Origin of the sequence: Venatorbacter sp. C2-1 (genome assembly GCF_022832715.1) — a bacterium.
GTDB lineage: Bacteria > Pseudomonadota > Gammaproteobacteria > Pseudomonadales > Oceanobacteraceae > Venatoribacter > Venatoribacter alkanivorans.
Window position 1 is genome coordinate 4,299,504 of record NZ_CP094879.1, and the last position, 18,211, is coordinate 4,317,714.

General features: G+C 56.9%; 16 protein-coding genes. 5 read left to right on the forward strand and 11 right to left on the reverse strand.

Translation table 11 applies throughout. The annotated features are described in order from the left end of the window. Positions 1-11: 11 nt before the first annotated feature. Positions 12-683, forward strand: coding sequence for a response regulator transcription factor (locus tag MT343_RS19430; protein ID WP_145467362.1), 672 nt, complete (start codon positions 12-14; stop codon positions 681-683). Next, positions 680-2,023, forward strand: a complete 1,344-nt coding sequence (locus tag MT343_RS19435; protein ID WP_145467360.1) for a sensor histidine kinase — start codon at positions 680-682, stop codon at positions 2,021-2,023. Before MT343_RS19430 ends, MT343_RS19435 begins: the two co-directional genes overlap by 4 nt. On the opposite strand, the gene MT343_RS19440 is transcribed toward MT343_RS19435, so the two are convergent. The 3 genes from MT343_RS19440 to MT343_RS19450 all read right to left on the reverse strand — a co-directional run bounded on the left by MT343_RS19440 (position 1,989) and on the right by MT343_RS19450 (position 7,222). Then, positions 1,989-2,975, reverse strand: coding sequence for an L-threonylcarbamoyladenylate synthase (locus tag MT343_RS19440; RefSeq protein WP_145467358.1), 987 nt, complete (start codon positions 2,973-2,975; stop codon positions 1,989-1,991). The two genes, MT343_RS19435 and MT343_RS19440, sit on opposite strands and share 35 nt — an antisense overlap. A 213-nt stretch (positions 2,976-3,188) precedes the next feature. Continuing rightward, the gene (locus MT343_RS19445) at positions 3,189-5,603 is read right to left on the reverse strand and encodes a YbcC family protein (protein WP_145467356.1); all 2,415 of its coding nucleotides are present in this window, start codon (positions 5,601-5,603) and stop codon (positions 3,189-3,191) included. After that, on the reverse strand, positions 5,600-7,222 hold the full coding sequence (locus MT343_RS19450) for an NADH-quinone oxidoreductase subunit L (RefSeq protein WP_145467354.1): 1,623 nt from the start codon (positions 7,220-7,222) through the stop codon (positions 5,600-5,602). Before MT343_RS19450 ends, MT343_RS19445 begins: the two co-directional genes overlap by 4 nt. 109 nt (positions 7,223-7,331) lie before the next feature. On the opposite strand from MT343_RS19450, the gene MT343_RS19455 reads away from it, so the two are divergent. Further along, positions 7,332-8,219, forward strand: a complete 888-nt coding sequence (locus MT343_RS19455; protein WP_145467352.1) for a LysR family transcriptional regulator — start codon at positions 7,332-7,334, stop codon at positions 8,217-8,219. Between the two features lie 41 nt (positions 8,220-8,260). Here MT343_RS19455 and MT343_RS19460 read toward each other — a convergent pair whose 3' ends face one another. From MT343_RS19460 to MT343_RS19470, 3 genes are all read right to left on the reverse strand, one after another. Continuing rightward, positions 8,261-8,494 (reverse strand): hypothetical protein, encoded by a 234-nt coding sequence (locus tag MT343_RS19460; RefSeq protein ID WP_145467350.1) that lies wholly within the window; start codon positions 8,492-8,494, stop codon positions 8,261-8,263. A 119-nt stretch (positions 8,495-8,613) separates the two neighbouring features. Next, positions 8,614-10,512, reverse strand: a complete 1,899-nt coding sequence (gene mnmG, locus MT343_RS19465) for a tRNA uridine-5-carboxymethylaminomethyl(34) synthesis enzyme MnmG (protein ID WP_145467348.1) — start codon at positions 10,510-10,512, stop codon at positions 8,614-8,616. 380 nt (positions 10,513-10,892) lie between these two features. After that, a complete protein-coding gene (locus MT343_RS19470; RefSeq protein WP_145467346.1) occupies positions 10,893-11,723 on the reverse strand; it encodes a hypothetical protein in 831 nt (276 codons plus the stop codon). Between the two features lie 219 nt (positions 11,724-11,942). Here MT343_RS19470 and MT343_RS19475 point away from each other — a divergent pair, with 219 nt between their 5' ends. Together MT343_RS19475 and MT343_RS19480 are read left to right on the forward strand one after the other, a co-directional pair. After that, positions 11,943-12,611, forward strand: coding sequence for a cupin domain-containing protein (locus MT343_RS19475; RefSeq protein ID WP_145467344.1), 669 nt, complete (start codon positions 11,943-11,945; stop codon positions 12,609-12,611). Positions 12,612-12,825: 214 nt separating this feature from the next. Further along, positions 12,826-13,677, forward strand: a complete 852-nt coding sequence (locus MT343_RS19480; protein ID WP_145467342.1) for a metal-dependent hydrolase — start codon at positions 12,826-12,828, stop codon at positions 13,675-13,677. Positions 13,678-13,800: 123 nt separating this feature from the next. Here the strand turns inward: MT343_RS19480 and mnmE are convergent, their stop codons facing one another. From mnmE to rpmH, 5 genes are all read right to left on the reverse strand, one after another. Continuing rightward, entirely contained in the window at positions 13,801-15,195 is a 1,395-nt protein-coding gene (mnmE, locus tag MT343_RS19485) for a tRNA uridine-5-carboxymethylaminomethyl(34) synthesis GTPase MnmE (protein WP_145467340.1), read from the reverse strand. Between the two features lie 130 nt (positions 15,196-15,325). Next, entirely contained in the window at positions 15,326-16,978 is a 1,653-nt protein-coding gene (gene yidC / locus MT343_RS19490; protein ID WP_145467337.1) for a membrane protein insertase YidC, read from the reverse strand. A 2-nt stretch (positions 16,979-16,980) separates the two neighbouring features. Beyond that, positions 16,981-17,277 carry a membrane protein insertion efficiency factor YidD gene (gene yidD / locus MT343_RS19495; RefSeq protein WP_145467335.1) on the reverse strand — a complete coding sequence of 99 codons (297 nt, stop codon included), beginning with the start codon at positions 17,275-17,277 and terminating at the stop codon, positions 16,981-16,983. Further along, a complete protein-coding gene (gene rnpA, locus MT343_RS19500; RefSeq protein ID WP_145468098.1) occupies positions 17,225-17,629 on the reverse strand; it encodes a ribonuclease P protein component in 405 nt (134 codons plus the stop codon). The genes yidD and rnpA overlap by 53 nt, the downstream gene beginning before the upstream one ends. 32 nt (positions 17,630-17,661) lie before the next feature. Beyond that, on the reverse strand, positions 17,662-17,796 hold the full coding sequence (gene rpmH, locus MT343_RS19505; RefSeq protein WP_145467333.1) for a 50S ribosomal protein L34: 135 nt from the start codon (positions 17,794-17,796) through the stop codon (positions 17,662-17,664). Between the last annotated feature and the right edge of the window lie 415 nt (positions 17,797-18,211).

Below are 18,211 nucleotides of genomic sequence, written 5' to 3' on the forward strand. Positions count from 1 at the left end.
GCCCGGCCGCTGTGAAGCTGCTGTTGATCGAAGATGACCAGCAACTGACCGATGCCCTGCAGCCGTTGCTGCGCGAAGCCGGTTACGCGGTAGAGGTCAGCCACGATGGCATTGATGGTGAGTTTCTCGGCAACGAGTTGCAGCCGGATCTGATCGTGCTTGATCTGGGCCTGCCGGGTAAAAACGGTCTGGACGTGCTGCGCAGCTGGCGCAGTGCCGGTAACCGCACGCCGGTGCTGGTGCTGACTGCGCGCGACGCCTGGCATGAACGGGTCGACGGCCTCAAAGCCGGCGCCGACGATTACCTCGGCAAACCGTTCCACAGCCAGGAATTGCTCGCCCGGCTGGAAGCCATCGCCCGCCGGCATGGCGGCCAGGCCAGTAACACCCTGAGCTGGCGCGGTGTGACGCTGGATACCGAACGCCAGCAGGCCACCGCGGCCGATGGCCGCACCATCGAGCTGACCGCCATTGAATTCCGCCTGCTGCGCTACCTGATGCAGCACCCAAAGGATGTGCACTCCAAAACCCGCCTCAGCGAACACGTTTACGAAGAAGAACAGCAGAAAGACAGCAATGTGATTGAGGTCTATATCAACCGCCTGCGTCAGTACTTCGGTAAAGACTTTATCGAAACCCGCCGCGGCCAGGGCTACCAGCTGGCGGCGGACACACACCTATGATGTCACTGCAGCATCAGCTGCGCCGCCAGTGGCTGCTGACCCTGTTACTGCTGATGCTGCCACTGCTGTGGCTGGCCGACTATGGCGTGCGCCAGCTCACCACCCATACCGTGCTCAGCCGTCTGCAACACGATGCCGACAGCCTGATTGCCGCCCTGACACAGGACGCCCGGGGCAACTGGCAGGTGGATGACAGCCGTCTGGGCGCGCTCTATCAGCGTGTCTACTCCGGCCATTATTTTGCCATCCGCGACCAGCAGGGCACCGACCTGCGCAGCCGCTCGCTGTGGGATAAAGAGCCGCCTGCCATTCAGCTGGCCAGCGGCGATATCCGGCACTGGCAGCAACCCGGCATTCAGGGTGACAGGCTGGACGAGCAATGGCTCAGTCAGGCGCAGGGCATCCGCGTACAGAATCACGACTTTACCCTGTGGGTGGCGGAAGACATTGCGCCCTTGCAGAGCGAACTGAACCGCTACCGTCTGGCGGCACTGGCCTTGCTGGTCTTCGCCCTGCTGGCCCTGATGCTGATCCAGCGCCGCCAGCTGAGCCGGGCCTTTGCCCGTCTTGAGCCATTACAGCAGCAGCTGCGCGAACTGCGTTTTGGTGAGCGCGATGGCCTGAATGCCGCCGCCGGTCAGTACCCGCAGGAAGTGCAGCCACTGGCTGAAGAAATCGACCGCCTGCTCAGTCTGTTGCAGCAGCGGGTCAGCCGTTCGCGCAATGCGCTGGGTAATCTTGCCCACGAAATGAAACGCCCGCTGCAACAGCTGCAGCTGCTGGCGGAACAGCTCGATCCACAGCATCAGCAACAACAGCGCGAAGCCCTGCAGCGCCTGCGGCAGCTGGTCGAGCGCGAACTGAAGCGCGCCAGAATCGTTGGCATGTCATCCCCCGGCCGGCAAACCCGGCTGAGCGAAGACCTGCCGCCACTGTTGCAGGTGCTGCAGCAGCTGTACCCGCAGGCCAGCATCCGCGCACAGTTCGACCACAGCGCGGTGTTGCCGCAGGACCGTGACGACATGCTGGAGCTGCTCGGCAATCTGCTCGATAACGCCTGCAAATACGCCGCCGGTGAGATTCTGCTGAGCGTTCGCCATGAAGATAAAGAGTGGCTGATCAGCGTCTGTGATCAGGGACCGGGCATTGCCGCAGAAGCGCGCCAGCAACTGCTGCTGCGCGGTACGCGGCTGGATGAAGCCGGGGCCGGAGGCAGCGGCCTCGGGCTGGCGATGGTCAGCGATATTGTCAGCAGCTATGGCGGCAGCCTGCAGCTGCAGGCCAATCAGCCACAGGGGCTGTGCGTTATTGTGACGCTGCCCGCGACAGCCGGTCGTTAACCGCCAGCCAGTCTTCGGTACCCGGCGGTTGCTCCAGCCAGAGCTGGCGATAACCCAGCTGGTCGGCTTCGTGCAATGTCTGATACAGCGTCTGCGCAAAGGCGGGCGCATTATCAGGCAGAATCAGCGCCCGCTCACGGCCACAGGCCAGGCCAATCAGACGCGGTGACCACAGCAGCAGAGCGGTGTCGTCGCCAACTCCGTCTTTTATCCGCTCAGCCAGTTCATCACTGCTGTACAGCTTAAGCGGTGTACGCGGCTGATAATGCGCCTGCACGTTACCCGGCACCGCTTCGTTGTGTTGCTGCGGTACCTCAACCGGCTGCCCCAGCACCTGTTCTATGGCAATGCGGCTGATCGGCCCGGCGCGCAGGATACGGATGCCCTGCTCTGGCTGAGTGAGATCGACAATGGTCGATTCCAGTCCGAATTCACAGGCACCACCATCCAATACCGCGGCAATACGGCCATCTAGTCCGGCCATCACCTGCGCCGCCGAGGTCGGGCTTAATGCCTTGTAGGGGTTCGCCGAAGGGGCAGCCACACCGCTGCCGAGCTGGCGCAGTAACGCCTGCAGCAGCGGATGCGCCGGGACGCGCAGGCCAATGCTGGGCAGACCACCGGTTACTTCTTCAGGTACATCCGCTGCTTTAGGCAGCAGTAAGGTCAGCGGGCCGGGCCAGAATGCCTGCGCCAGCTGCCAGGCTTCCGCTGGCACACTGGCCGCCCACTGCGGCAGTTGTTCTGCACTGGCCAGATGGACAATCAGCGGATGATTGGCCGGGCGGCCCTTGGCGGCAAAAATAGCGCGCACCGCCGCCGCATTGCGGGCATCGGCGGCCAGGCCGTAAACGGTTTCGGTCGGTACGGCCACGCATTCGCCAGCCTGTAATAACTGCACGGCGCGTTGCAGGCCGCTGTCGCTGAGGTCATCAAGCCATTCTGTTTTCATAGTTGGTCATCGTCTTCAGGGGTTACAGCACGGGCAATCGAACGGATCGGCCAGTGCGCTAACCGGATATGTCCGGGTAAAGCCGCAGGCACAGTATGCCGTGCGGCGCTGAATTTTATGGGTCGTGCGGCGCCGAACTTTATGGGTCGGTGCTGCGCTGAATTTTATGAATCGATGCACCGCAGCAATGAGGCTTCGCAGAGCCCGAGGGTATCAGCCACAGGCTGGCTCCTGCCATGCTCCCTGATACAGACGTGCGGCCACGCCGTTATCGTCCAGGCGGAACAGGTACAGCCAGTCGTTATCCACCAGCTGGCGCACGCTTTCGTGGCGGGCAACGATGGCGGCAATAGCCTCGGCCGGCGCCTGAATGTAGACACTCAGCCGCAGTGGCTCATGCATCCACTGCTTACCATCGTGCACTGACTGCAGCGGCAGGCCGATGCGCAGATCACCGCCGTTGCCTTCAAATACGCCGAGATTCCCCCCCACCACGTTGTGCAGCACTTTGTTGCCACTGCCGTACTTCAGCGGGTCGGTGACCGAGGCGTTGTACTGCATATTGATCCAGTGGGTCACCACCATCGGCGCGGTCATAATCAGTTCCAGCACGCTGAAGGCGCTGTCGTCCTGCCAGACATAATCGTGCAGGAAGGTACGGCCGCTGAAGTTCAGGCTGCGGGTACGGCGGCGCGGCGCGACAATAAAGGCGCTGTTCCCCGCCAGACCCCATTCGGGCCGTACTTCGGACCAGTCGAGGGCGCGCTGACGCAGGGCCGCATCCAGCTGCTGCGGCTGGTTAAGCAGTGCGCTGTCGGCCAGACCCAGCGCCACAGCACGCTCCCGCTGAGCCAGAATACCGGCATCAGCGAGCCACTGCGCAGCCATGTCCGTCACCTTACCGAAGCAATGAATATGATCGGTGGTGGTGTTATGCAGCGCCGCCACAAATCGGGTGCTGTGCGGAATGATGCGGCCACGGTCAGCCAGTACCTTACGCACCGCTTCGTCGTTCAGCAGTTGTGCCAGCACCTGCACGTTCACCGCACCGGTCTGACCGCCACAAGCACCGCAATCCAGCCCGGCGGCATGGGGGTTGTTGGTGGTATGACTGCCATGACCGACCAGCAGCACTTCGCCCGCCAGCCGTTTAAGGCTCATGGCCTGCAAAATGCTGCCGGCCAGATCGGCTTTTTCACTCAGAGTCAGCGGCCGCTCGCCGTTCCACAGGGTCCACTGGCCGCTGACAGCCAGATCATTGACCGGGTGTTCCTCAGCCTGCAGGCCGAAGGTTTTACGCAGCAGCTTGGCGGCGTAGCTCAGGCCCGCCGCTTCAACCATGCTGAACGCGGAGGCCGCACCACGGCTGAAGTCATGCCAGGCGGCGTCTTTCTGCTGCTGCGCCCTTCTGGCAAAACCCAGCGCCTGGGCTTCATGTCCGCCTTCGCTGACGCGCAGACCAGCGGCCAGTAATCCCGGCAACTGTGGCCGCTTAAGATCGGTGCCCACCGGGGTATAAGCCAGCGGCAGACCAAAGAAACCGGCAAATCCCAATGTCTGGATATCTGCGCTCTGGGCCTCCAGGGCGCGCCGCATCACTTCAGAACGCACATCAATACAGAAGACGGCCTGCAGTTTTGGCTGCGGAGAGGTGGCCAGCGGCTTCTGCGCCAGTATCTGCATCTCCTGCTGCTGGCGGGCAATTTCGGCAGCGCGCTGCCATACCCACAGCGGTTTCTGAGCCAGCCGCTGTTGCTCAACCAGCATGCTCAGTTGCGGTAACTGGCTGTACCACTGCTGCTGCAGTTGTTGTGCAGCCTGCTTGTGGCGCAGCTGCCAGTGACGCCACAGCGCCAGCTCCCAGCCGAGACGGATGGCGATCAGCTGTGGCAGGGCATCGTCGCTTGCGCCCTCCAGCCGCGACTGCCAGCGCTCATAGGCAAACCAGGAAGCCCAGCCGTTGATATCGAGCAGCAGGGCATGGCAATAAGTTTCAATCTGCGCGACATGAGTGAGCCCAAGCTCATCCAGCGCGATCAGGGTCAGTGCCTGCGGGTCATCCGGCAGCTCACGGAAGGCTTTGGTCAGCCCGGGTTCGCCCATCAGAATGGCAATACCGCGGTCGGCGCGGATCTGCTTTACCCAGCTCAGGTACAGGTTGTGTGCCGACTGATGGTCCGGCTGCTGACAAAAAGCAGCGCAGAACTGGCTGATCTGATGGCTGATTTCATCGCGCCAGGCCATCTGGTGCTGACGGTCACGGGTGCTGTCGAGCAGGTCCGATACATTGTGCCAGTGGGCTTCTGCTCCCGGCTGTTTCAGCGCCTGCAGCAGGCTGGCGCTGTCTTGTTCCACACCGAACTCAGCAGCGGCCAGTTGCAAATGAGCATCGGTGATACGGCTGCGCTGCCACTGCCGGACGTAATACTCTGCCGGCATCAGACAGTGCATCCGGCCCAGCGCTTCCAGGCGTGCTGCGGCAGCGGTAAATGGCTGATCGCGCAGCTCCCACAAAGGGTTTACCGCGATTAACTGATCCAGCGGCCAGGTCGGAGCCACGCGGTTTCCGGCGGCCTCAACCGCTGCCAGACGTGCAGAACATTGTGCTGATACAGTCAGTGTGCTCATAACAGTTGCTCCTTCCGGCCGGCGGCCAGTACGTGTTGTGGCACTTGGTATTGTGCTAACTGCTTGGGGTTGGCCCGTACCGGCAGGCGTGCAGGCCACAGACGCAGGGTGATACGGGTAAACCATTCATCCAGATACAGGCCGGCAAACAGGGCCAGCGATAAGCGCTGCACCAGCGGCCAGTGGGCGCGGTAACGCAGCAGCCACCAGACAGAGAACAGCAGCAGAAACAGGGCGCTTACCCACAGATCTGCAGCGCTAAACAGTCCGGGACGCAGCGCCGCCGGCAGCTCGCCGCTCAGCGGCTGCAGCAGGATTTTCAGCAGGCTGTAAGCCAGCGCCAGACCAGCTGCCAGCAGCAATGTCCATGCGCCTGACGCGCGCTGTACCAGCAAGGTGGTCAGCGCCAATGCCAGCAGTAACCAGCCGCTGACGGGCTGAATGCCGGTATGCAACTGAGCACTCAACTGAACACTGAACCACCAGGCCGCTGCCACCAGACCAGCCGCTGCTATCAGCGCCGGCAACCAGCGGCGCGCCGCCGCTGGCGGAGCAATCAGCAGTGACTGCTGCACATGCTGCTGTACCGCCGAGCCGGAGCTTAAGAACGCCCAGGCTTTGTAAGCCGAGTGCGCCAGCAGATGCAGCAATGCCAGCTCCACCATGCCCAGAGCACACTCGATCAGCATCAGACCCATCTGCGCACTGGTGGACCAGGCCAGCCGAACCTTGATGCTGATGCGGGTGGTCATAATCAGTGCCGCCAGTACCGTCGTCAGACCGGCCACCACCAGTACCAGCCACTGCGCTGCGGCCACCTGTAAAAACAGCGGGGCAAAGAGAATCAGCAGAAAGCCGCCAAGGTTGATCACCCCGGCATGCAGCAGTGCGGATACCGGCGTCGGCGCTTCCACCACCTGAATCAGCCAGCCGTGCACCGGCAGCTGCGCACATTTGATCAGCGCGGTCAGGGCAATCAGCACGGCGGCAATCTGCTCATTCAGGCTGAGCGCTGCTGACGCCTGATAAGCGCTGATAATGGTGTCGATATTGGCCGTGCCGTGCTGTTGCCAGAGCAGGTAAAAGGCAACCAGCAGAGAGGTTTCCGCCAGCCGTGCCAGCAGGAATTTTTTATGCGCCGCCAGCGCCGCGCGCGGACGTTCAGGGTAGAACATCAGCAACTGATGCAGCGCCAGACTGATGGCAATCCAGCCCAGGGCAAACAGCAGCAAATGATTGCTGATAAACACCAGCGCCACCGCCGCCAGGGTCAGCAACAGCCAGCGCAGATAACGGCCAAAACCCGGATCGGCGGCCAGATAACGGCGTGAGAATTTCACCACCACCAGTGCCATCACGCTGAGCAGCAGTAACAGCGTCAGGCGCAACGGCTGGTCACTCAGCCAGTGCAAACCGGCATCCGGCAACAGCAGTGCCAGTGCGATTGCGCTCAGGGTTAACAGGGTAATGACCTGCGCCGCACGCCAGGCAAAACGCCAGCGCTGGTCATCGTTAAAGGCAAAACGCCGGGTCTGCAGACCGGCAGGAACAGCGGCCAGAATCAGTGTCAGCGGGATCGCCGCCAGCACGATGGCCATCAGCAGAGAGGAAATACTCATGGTACGCAACCTCTGTTATGGGTTCAGGTGCGCGCAGTATCTGCTCACTGGTTGCTATAGGTAAAATAGATATAAACTCACATTTCATTCACTTTTAGAGAACAATCAGATGAGCCGGCTCAATTATCATCATCTGCATTATTTCTGGCGCGTCGCCACACTGGGCAACCTGACCGAAGCGGCGCGTCAGCTGCATGTGTCGCAATCAGCGCTGTCGGCGCAGATCCGTGCGCTGGAAGAAAGCATGGATACCCAGCTGTTTGAGCGCAGCGGCCGCCGCCTGCGGCTGACCGCCACCGGCCAGCGGGTACTGGGTTATGCCAATGATATTTTCAGTCGTGGTGAAGAGCTGGAGTCACTGTTGCGCCATGGGATTGAGCCGGAATATCAGCAGCTGCGGATCGGCGTGTTATCGACCATGTCGCGTAACTTTATCGAGGGCTTTATCGCGCCGCTGATCAGCCAGCCGAAAGTTCGTTTCAGCCTGCATGCGCGCGGTATGGACAACCTGCTGAACGGTCTCGCCACCCATCAGTTCGACCTGATTCTGACCAACAGCAACGTCGCCGCAGAGGGGCCGGAAACCCTGTGGCAAAGCCAGTTACTGGCGCGCCAGCCACTGGCTGTGGTCGGGCCGCCAGAGCAAAAACCAGCGGCTGAATTCCCGCAGGGGTATGAAGGCCGGCGCTGGGTTTTACCGGCCAGCGGTACCGAGCTGCGCAGCGCCTTCGATGGCTTCTGCAGCCGCTGGAATTACGAACCGGACGTCCAGGCCGAGGCCGACGATATGGCGATGCTGCGTCTGCTGGCACGTGACACCGGCGCGCTGACCGTACTGCCAACCGTGGTAGTAAAAGATGAGATTGCGCAGGGCACACTGCAGGAGTTTATGACCCTGCCCAACGTGTTCGAGAGCTTTTATGCGGTAACGGTGAAACGCCAGTTTGTCTCACCGGTGCTCACCGGGTTGCTGGGGCAGCAAAATCTGCGCAGCTGATCTGTCCAGTTTGATCTGTGCAGGCTGGCTGCCGCAGAACATCAGCAGCCGCGGGTAACGACAAACTCATCCTTACTGAGATTGCGCTGCTCAAAATTCAGGTGGTACTGCACCTGATGCAGAATGTCTTTTTCGGTGCGCCGTGCCGCCAGGCGGGTCAGCAGCTGAGTGAACAGAATATCTTCCAGATACGGGCCATTGATTTCATGATTCTGTACCGCTGCGTCATCCAGCAACTGCAGTAAAAAATCGATCACCTGTTGTTCGCCACTCATAACACGACTCCATTTATGTGTTTTAAGAAACCTCGGAATGGCCCAGTGTGGCAGCAGAAACAAAAACGGGCTTGATTCGTATCAAGCCCGTGCGGGTTAAAAGTGACAATCAAAGAGCATCACGCACTCAGCTTGTTTACCGCGTTTTTCTTTTTCAGATGAATCAGAATCTGGCTGATAGCCGCCGGGGTAATACCGGAAATACGTGAAGCCACGCCAAGGGTTTCCGGGCGCAGTGTATTCAGCTTCTGCTTCACTTCGTTCGACAGGCCGCCCATGGCGTCGTAGTCGAGATCGGCCGGCAGTTTGGTGTTTTCATAGCGGCGCAGCTGTTCGATTTCATCAAGCTGACGGGCGATATAACCGTCGTACTTGGCCTGAATCTCAACCTGCTCGGCGACCTGCGGATCAGCCACCGGCTCACCTTTCAGACCAGCCACGTCGTTGTATTCCAGACCCGGACGTTTGAGCAGATCGTGCAGGCTGTATTCGCGCACAAACTTGCTTTCGCCTTTGGCTTCCAGTGCAGCGGCTTCGGCGCTGCCTGGCTGCACCCAGGTGGTTTTCAGGCGCTGCGCTTCCTGCTCGATGCTTTCGCGCTTGGTGCTGAACGCGGCCCAGCGTTCGTCATCGACCAGACCCAGCTCACGGCCGACTTCGGTCAGGCGCAGATCGGCGTTGTCTTCACGCAGCACTAAACGGTATTCGGCGCGGCTGGTGAACATACGGTACGGCTCTTTGGTACCCATGGTGATCAGGTCGTCGACCAGCACGCCGATATACGACTGATCGCGGCGCGGTACCCAGGCGTCTTTTTCCAGCGCGCGCAGGGCGGCGTTGGTACCGGCCAGCAGGCCCTGGGCACCGGCTTCTTCGTAACCTGTGGTGCCGTTGATCTGACCGGCAAAGAACAGGTTGTTAACGAATTTGGTTTCGAGGCTGTGCTTCAGATCCTGTGGATTGAAGTAGTCATACTCGATGGCGTAACCCGGGCGGGTGACGTGGGCATTTTCAAAACCACGGATGCTGTGGATAAGATCCAGCTGTACGTCGAACGGCAGACTGGTGGAGATACCGTTCGGGTAGAGTTCGTTGCTGTTCAGACCTTCCGGCTCAACAAACACCTGATGGCTGGTTTTATCAGCGAAGCGGGTGATCTTGTCTTCGATCGACGGGCAGTAACGCGGGCCGATCCCTTCGATCACACCGGCATACATCGGCGAGCGGTCAAGGTTATTACGGATAATCTCGTGGGTGCGCTCATTGGTGTGGGTGATGTAGCAGTTTACCTGCTCCGGGTGTTCGTCCACCGAACCCATAAAGGACATCACCGGCAGCGGCGCATCGCCCGGCTGCACCTGCATCACGGAGAAGTCGACACTGCGCGCATCGATACGCGCCGGCGTACCCGTTTTTAAGCGGCCAACGTTAAACGGCATTTCGCGCAGACGCTTGGACAGCGCAATCGACGGTGGATCTCCGGCACGGCCACCGCTGTGGTTTTCCATACCGATGTGGATAAGTCCGCCAAGGAAAGTACCGGCGGTGAGCACCACACTGGTGGCGTGAATGCGCATATTGGTGTTGGTGACCACGCCACAGACGGTGGAGCCAACGCCGTCGCCCTGTACGATCAGGTCGTCACAGGCAGCCTGGAAGATATCCAGATTGGGCTGGTTTTCAACAATATGACGAATCGCCGAGCGGTACAGCGCACGGTCGGCCTGGGCGCGGGTTGCACGCACCGCCGGGCCTTTACGGCTGTTAAGAATGCGGAACTGGATACCGGCTTTGTCGGTGGCGCGCGCCATGGCGCCACCCAGTGCGTCGATTTCTTTAACCAGGTGGCTTTTGCCAATCCCGCCGATGGCCGGGTTACATGACATCACACCGACGGTGTCGGTGTTGTGGGTCAGCAGCAGGGTTTTGCAGCCGGTACGCGCCGCGGCCAGCGCCGCTTCGGTACCGGCATGGCCACCGCCAACCACAATGACGTCATAACGCACGGGATAATCCACAAGCCACCTCAGAATTGTTCGTTTAACAGGAATCGGGAAAAAAGGGCGCGCAGTATACCAGCCTTGTGCGGCCAGCGGCAGTAGGCTGAGTAAAATTTAACCAATGGTTTTATACACTTTATCCACATCGGTAAAAAGACTGTTAGCCATTTTTAGTCACTGCTGTGATTTTTTAATTTAATTCCTTAAAAAACAAAGTATTAGTAAGTGCATAAAGCTGTTGATAATTGTGGGTAACTTTATCCTCAGAATGAATAAGGAAAACTGTTCATGCTGAGATCCCAGCTTATGCGGATCTTTATTACGCGTTATCCAGAAGGTTATACACAGGAAGGGGGAAAGAATAACGGCCACTGCAGGCAGCAGCAGCCGTTAACCGCTCAGAGCGTGGTTGTATCCGTCGTTGTGTCTGTTGTATCGGTAGGGGTTTCCACAGGTGTGCTGCTGACCGGCGCGGTAAAGGTCATAAACAACAGGTCGGTATCTTTGCGCAGGTACAACTCCAGCGAGCCATCGCTGTTGATCACGGCATAGCCACTGGCGTTGGTTTCGTTAAATGCCGGGCAGTTTTTGCGCTCGCGCAGGGTAACGGCGTAGAGGGCATCGTTTTTATCCAACAGGGTGATATCACCTTCGAAGGTGCAGCCACTGCTATCAGTGCTGATGCCTTTAAACGAAGCCTTGCTGCTTAATGGCTCTACATAGAATTCATAACCGGTGGCCGTCCACTTGCCCGCCAGCAGACTCAGGGCAGAGTTATTCGGCCAGGTGCCATCATCGGTCAGCACAAAACTGCCGGTGCCGGTGGCGTTTTCAAAGTCACCAACCAGCTGTGGTGAAGCTTCCACGGTGTACAGCAGGCCATTGAGGCTGTAATCCTGATTCAGACCGTCGGCCACATATTGTTTGGCGGCGGTATCATTCTGCGACAGGGTATAACCCGTCAGCGCCAGCGTGGCGGTACGGTTATCGTTATTCAGCAACGCTGTGCCGTAGTAACCACGGCTTTCATCCAGACCGTAAACGTTGCCGTTATAAATCAGCACCCGCAGGCTGCCTGCCTGATCAAACTGGCCGTCCCATAAACCATTCAGGGCCAGAGTCGGATCGCTGACGGTCACTCCCTGTTCGTTGGTGATCTTGTCTTTGTCTTCTTCTGCAATACATCCCACCAGTAAGGTGGCGGCTATCGCCAGAGTTGCTGCGCGCACGGAGTTCTCCTGCCAGAAAGTAATACCTGTAAAGATAGCAATCGGCGGGAAATCCGCTCTCTTTAACCCGCGATCCGATAAAAATGCGCATTGTCTGCCGCTTTACCGGATAGTCAGCCGGATTTGCTGCTTGGGCCGCCACGGCGGAGAGGAATACAATCGTCGGCTATCAACCTGCAGCCCTGCTTTTTCATCAACGAAATACTGTCCGGAGATCCCATGAGCGCCCAACCAACTTTTGAGCCCATCAATATGGATCGCAGCAAAGTGGTGGTTATCCGCCAGGGCGATCAGCCCTGGCTCAGCGCACCGCAGGCACCGATAGAACGTTTCCCGCTGGAACGTGAAGCTCCGGAGCATGGTCAGGTAACCAGTCTGGTGCGCTACCTGCCCGGCGCACGTTTTCCGCAGCATACTCACCCGCTGGGCGAAGAAATTTATGTGCTCGAAGGCGTGTTCAGCGATGAATCCGGCGATTACCCGGCCGGCAGTTATCTGCGCAATTCTCCGGGTTCTGCCCATGCACCGTTTTCCGAGCAGGGTTGTCTGATCTTTGTAAAACTTAATCAGTTTGCTGAAACCGACACTGAAACCGTGCGCATCCGCCCCGAAGATCAGCAATGGCGGCCGGGTATTGGCGGTCTGACCGTGTGCCCGCTGCATGAACATCTGGGAGCCAGTACGGCGTTGGTGCGCTGGCCTGCTGGAGAGGTATTCCAACCGCACCGCCACTGGGGTGGGGAGGAAATTCTGGTAATTTCCGGCTGCTTTAAAGACGAGCACGGTGAATATCCGCAGCATACCTGGCTGCGCAGTCCGCATTTAAGCCAACACCATCCTTTTGTTGATGAAGAGACGCTGATACTGGTGAAAGTCGGTCATCTCTGAGCAATTGCAACAATCCGCCTGCCCTGCCTGCAGGCGGTGATCGAAAGCCACCTGCAGTCACCACCGCACCCGATAATTGTCGTCCGATCACCTGTCAGCGCTGGCCTGATGCGCCTATCCTGTTACGCATAATGAGAATAACGTACCGGTTAATATTTCTTGGTCTGCTTGCCGCACAGAATATTGGATCAGGTACATCATCTGCGAGGCGTTTATGAACAGCAAACTGCAAAAAGCTCAGGCCATCAGTTCTTCTATGGAAATTCCCGGCCGTAAAATGGAATTTGAATTCGACCTCGATGACATTCCCAAATACTGGTACGGCGACGATGTTTTTAAATCGACGTTCATGAATGCGCTTTCCTGTCTGTTCCCGGAAGGTGAGCGCATGTTTATGGATGCCGTGCGTGATAATCAGCACAAAATCAGCGACCCGCAATTACTGCAGCAGATTAAAGGCTTTATTAAACAGGAAGCCATTCACGGCCATGAACATGCGCAGTACAACGACTATCTGAAAAAATGGAATTACCCGATCGACAAAATCATGGCCTTTGAAAAGAAAGAAAAGGTCTGGATGAAAAAATGGCTGCCGCGTAAACACCGCCTGGCAGTTACCTGTGCGCTGGAACATTTTACCGCCATTATGGCGCACCAGGTTCTGACCAACCCGGAATCCACCGAAGGCATGCACCCGCAATTTAAAGAAATGTGGCGCTGGCACGCGATTGAGGAAACCGAACATAAAGCCGTGGCTTACGATGTGTACCAACAGGCAGTTGGCAGTTACTGGCTGCGGGTTCTGACCATGATTAATGTCACCATTCTTTTCTGTCTGCGCACGTCCATTATTCAGGCGATTTTCCTGTGGAAAGACGGCCAGTTATTCAACCCGAAAGTCTGGTGGAAAGGGTTCCGGTTCTACTTCCTGAAGCCAGGATTAGTGCCAACCATCTGGCGTGATTATCTGGATTATTTCCGCCGCGATTTTCACCCATGGATGCACGATAACCGTGAGCTGCTGGGCGAATGGGAAGCGGAACAGCAGAAATATAAAACCGTTTGATCCGCTCATTTCAGGCTGTTTAACGGGCATAAAAAAACCGCGAATATCGCGGTTTTTTTATGCCTGAAAACAATTGCCGGACTGCTCAGAAACCTTGCCCACCGGCTTGTCACTTATGGCTGATTATTTCCCAATACAGAAGCTGCCGAAAATCTCGCCCAGCAGATCATCGGCGGTGAAAGCACCGGTAATTTCGTTCAGCGCATGCTGCGCCATACGCAGATCTTCGGCCAGCAGCTCACCGGCGGCCATGCCTTCCAGTTGCTGGCGACCAAAATCGAGGGCCTGCTGCGCGCGGTTAAGAGCATCGATATGACGGCGGCGGGCAAGGAAACCTCCTTCGGCAGCGGCATCAAACCCCATAATCTGTTTCAGGTGTTCGCGCAGCTCATCGACACCGGCATTCTGCTTCGCCGATAAGGTAATTACCGGGAAACGGCCGTCGTTATTCAGACCAATGGTCTCTGTGGATAAATCTGCTTTATTGCGGATAACTGTTAAGCGGCCGTTATTTAACAGATCGGTCGCGGCTTCCTGCAGACCACGCTCGTCGTACAGCGCGTGCAGTAATTTCTCTGCATCGGTTTCGTTGGTGGTGCTGTCGACCATCAATAATACGCGGTCGGCTTTGCTGATTTCGTCCCAGGCGCGCTGAATACCAATGCGCTCCACTTCGTCCGGCGCATCACGCAGACCGGCGGTGTCGATGATGTGCAGCGGCATACCGTCGATGTGGATATGTTCTTTTAATACGTCGCGCGTGGTGCCGGCAATATCGGTAACGATGGCACGTTCCTGACCGGCCAGTGCATTCAGCAGCGACGATTTACCGGCATTCGGGCGGCCGGCAATCACCACGTTCATACCTTCACGCAGCAGCGCGCCTTGTCCGGCTTCGCGCAGAACCGCTTTCAGCTCCGCATCCACGGCGTCGAGCATGGCGGCTACTTTGCCGTCGGAGAGAAAATCGATTTCTTCTTCGGGAAAATCGATGGCGGCTTCGACATAAATACGCAGCTGAATTAACTGGTCGAGCAGGCTGTGTACTTTGTTGGAAAACTCGCCCTGTAATGAACGCAGTGCACAGCGTGCGGCCTGCTCAGAGGCGGAGTCGATTAAATCGGCAATGGCTTCGGCCTGGGCCAGATCCATTTTGTCGTTTAAGAAAGCGCGCTCGGAAAATTCACCCGGGCGCGCCAGACGACAACCCAGCGCCACCACTTCTTTCAGCAACAGATCAAGCACCACCGGGCCACCATGACCCTGCAGTTCGAGTACGTCTTCACCGGTAAAAGAATTCGGGTTGGGGAAGAACAGGGCGATGCCTTCATCCAGCACCGTACCGTCAGCCGCTTTAAACGGCCCGTAGTGGGCATAACGGGGTTTGGGCTCTATGCCGAGTACGGCCTGGGCCACGGTTAACGCCAGCGCGCCGGATACGCGGATAATGCCAACCCCGCCACGCCCCGGTGCAGTGGCTACGGCAGCAATGGTGTCGTTGTGGATAAGGTTGCTCATCGCGGATTCCTGAAATCTGGGCGCCGTTTTAAATACAGCGGTTTGGCTTGCGCGAATTGTACCTGAGTTAACCCGCCGGATGGCAGGCAATAAAAAAGGCGCCGAAGCGCCTTTTTAAGATTCCTGCAGATCAGCTGTTTTCGATCTGTTTGGTAATCACATACTGCTGACTGATCGACAGGATGTTGTTCACTACCCAGTACAGTACCAGACCGGCCGGGAACCACAGGAAGAAGACGGTAAAGATCACCGGCATAAACTGCATAACACGCGCCTGCATCGGGTCCGGCGGTGTTGGGTTCAGCTTCATCTGAATAAACATAGAAGCACCCATGATTAATGGCAGGATGAAGTAAGGGTCCATCACCGACATATCTTTAATCCACAGGAAGAACGGTGCCTGACGCAATTCCACAGATTCCATCAGTACCCAGTACAGCGCGATAAATACCGGCATCTGCACCAGAATCGGCAGACAGCCACCCAGCGGATTGATCTTCTCTTCTTTGTAGAGCTTCATCATTTCCTGGCCGAGCTTTTCACGGTTATCACCGTATTTTTCTTTAATTTCTTGCATCTTCGGCGCTACTTTGCGCATGTTCGCCATCGAGCGGTAAGAAGTGGCAGACAGCTTAAAGAATGCGGCTTTAATCAGTACAGTCAGCAGAATAATGGCCACACCCCAGTTGCCCACCAGACCGTGGAAGAAACTCAGCAACCAGAACAGCGGCTGGGCAATCCACCATAACCAGCCGTAATCGACAGTCAGATCCAGATGGTCTGCAATTTCGGCCAGACGATCCTGCACTTTAGGACCAACATACAGGCTGGCACCCACTTCAGCGGTTTCACCGGCGGCAACAACCGTAGGCGCATCGTAGAAACCAAAAATGTAGTTTCCTTTAACCGCACGGCCGTTGTAGGTGTGCTGCACATCTTTTGCAGGCACCCAGGCAGCGAGGAAGTAGTGCTGCAGGATTGCGGCCCAGCCACCTTGCTCGACTTTTTTGTACTGGCCGTCTTCCAGATCGGAGAAGGTTACTTTTTCGTAGCGGTTTTCTTTAGTGGTCAGAGCTGCGCCTAAGTAAGCCGCCATGCCCATCTGCGAACCGGCCGACGGGTCAACCGAGTTATCACGCTTCAGCTGCGCGTAGAAAACACCCTGCCAGGCTTCGGCCGAGGTATTTTTGATGCGGAAGTTAACATCCATCAGGTAATCACCACGACGGAAGGTGAATACTTTTTCTACCGTTGCTTTCTCAGTCTGAGTAGTCAGCACAACGCTCAGCTCATCCTGGCCATCCGCCAGCTTATACTGAGTGGCATCCGCGCTGTACAGCGCCGGACCCTGAGCATCCACACCGTCTTTACCCAGCAGACCACTCTGGGCCACATAGGTACGGCGCTGGTTGCGCTCCATTAATACAAAAGGAACGTCTTTCTGATCAACCGCTGCCGGATATTCAGGCAACAGTACTTCAACGATTTCACCACCACGTGGGTCAATCACCAGACGCAGTACGTCGGTATCTACGCGAATCAGCTCCGCCGATGGCTGCACCTTGGCTTCTGTGCTGACAACCGGAGCATCAACCGCTGGTTGCTCAGCCAGCTCGTCGGCACTGGCGGTGGTTACCGGAGCGTCCTGGTTTTCAGCAACCGCAGTTGCTTCAATCGGCGCTGTTACCTGATTTTTCTGACCGTAGTCATCATTCCAGGCGAGGATAAGAAAATAGCTACTGACAATCAGGCCAAGAAATATGACCGTACGGCGGATATCCATGATTAGGGTTTCCGTTGACAACAATTGGAGGAATGGTTGGGTAAATCGGGTACCGGATCCACACCGTGGGAACCCCAGGGGTGACACCGGAGCAACCGTTTGAGCGCAAGATAACCGCCGCGCACAGCACCATATCGACGAACAGCTTCATCGGCATAGGCAGAGCAGGTGGGGTAATAGCGACAACGACTGGGAATAAGGGGACTGAGAGCGTAACGATAGAAAGCAATCAGGGACAGCAACACCTTAGCGCCGGGATGCGCGGCGGTTTTTTCGGCTGCCGTTTGCTTGTCTGTCATTGGAAGGACGCTTTAATCTGAACCAAAGGCCGTCAATCATCTCACGAATTTGCTGGTTGTCCAGTTCGGCAAGACCAGAGCGGGCAAGTAAAACAAAATCCAGCGACGCCATCTCATGCTGATGATGCCGGAACGATTCGCGAACCAGACGTTTAATCCGGTTACGGTCTACAGCCCGTTTGATCTGCTTTTTGGCCAGAACGAATCCGATCCTGGCCTGGTCCTGCTCATTCGGAGTTGCCAGCACCAACAGGTGAGGCGAACTACCGCGTAATTCTGTCTTGTCGAAAACCCGTTTGAACTCCACCGGCTTGAGTAAGCGGGCACGGCGGGGAAATCCGAATTCCGGCATCGACGGCAAACTACGCAGCGTCAGACGGTCGATTAAGCAGTCAGTACGTGACGGCCTTTAGCACGACGACGAGCCAGAACAGCACGGCCGTTTTTAGTAGCCATACGGGCACGGAAACCGTGAGTACGCTTACGTTTCAATACGCTTGGTTGGAAAGTACGTTTCATAACACTGTCACCCAGTTAAGTGAAAAGGGTCTAATTTTTAAGGGCGGCAATTGTATGAGAAAGAATCAGCAATAGCAATGGTGATTTTATGTGCAGTTTCAGAACTTACTCAAACCGGCTTTTCCTGTTCACACGAAAAGATTTTTATACCTGTTATGTTATGTGAAAGAAGAGAAGGAGTAGTTCGTTATTTTTATTCTTAGTCACGTCAATATCTGTGGGTAACCATAAAAAGTCCTTTAAAAACAAATATTTATGGCAAGCATAAGTGGTGTGTTTAACTGCGCTTAAGTTATGCACTAGCTGCCGGTAAGTGAGGTATGGAATGTGTGTGGAATCGACAGAAAAATTCCGGACAAGGTTATCCAGAAAACTATCCGCATGCTTTAGTCCTGTTTATCCACAGGGTTTAAGG

What these genes read in the sequence shown, in the direction of transcription:
- MT343_RS19435 (WP_145467360.1), top strand. Translation starts at nt 680, where the DNA reads ATGATGTCACTGCAGCATCAGCTGCGCCGCCAGTGGCTGCTGACCCTG.
- MT343_RS19440 (WP_145467358.1), bottom strand. Translation starts at nt 2,975, where the DNA reads ATGAAAACAGAATGGCTTGATGACCTCAGCGACAGCGGCCTGCAACGC.
- MT343_RS19445 (WP_145467356.1), bottom strand. Translation starts at nt 5,603, where the DNA reads ATGAGCACACTGACTGTATCAGCACAATGTTCTGCACGTCTGGCAGCG.
- MT343_RS19450 (WP_145467354.1), bottom strand. Translation starts at nt 7,222, where the DNA reads ATGAGTATTTCCTCTCTGCTGATGGCCATCGTGCTGGCGGCGATCCCG.
- MT343_RS19455 (WP_145467352.1), top strand. Translation starts at nt 7,332, where the DNA reads ATGAGCCGGCTCAATTATCATCATCTGCATTATTTCTGGCGCGTCGCC.
- MT343_RS19460 (WP_145467350.1), bottom strand. Translation starts at nt 8,494, where the DNA reads ATGAGTGGCGAACAACAGGTGATCGATTTTTTACTGCAGTTGCTGGAT.
- MT343_RS19475 (WP_145467344.1), top strand. Translation starts at nt 11,943, where the DNA reads ATGAGCGCCCAACCAACTTTTGAGCCCATCAATATGGATCGCAGCAAA.
- MT343_RS19480 (WP_145467342.1), top strand. Translation starts at nt 12,826, where the DNA reads ATGAACAGCAAACTGCAAAAAGCTCAGGCCATCAGTTCTTCTATGGAA.
- mnmE (WP_145467340.1), bottom strand. Translation starts at nt 15,195, where the DNA reads ATGAGCAACCTTATCCACAACGACACCATTGCTGCCGTAGCCACTGCA.
- yidC (WP_145467337.1), bottom strand. Translation starts at nt 16,978, where the DNA reads ATGGATATCCGCCGTACGGTCATATTTCTTGGCCTGATTGTCAGTAGC.
- yidD (WP_145467335.1), bottom strand. Translation starts at nt 17,277, where the DNA reads ATGACAGACAAGCAAACGGCAGCCGAAAAAACCGCCGCGCATCCCGGC.
- rnpA (WP_145468098.1), bottom strand. Translation starts at nt 17,629, where the DNA reads ATGCCGGAATTCGGATTTCCCCGCCGTGCCCGCTTACTCAAGCCGGTG.
- rpmH (WP_145467333.1), bottom strand. Translation starts at nt 17,796, where the DNA reads ATGAAACGTACTTTCCAACCAAGCGTATTGAAACGTAAGCGTACTCAC.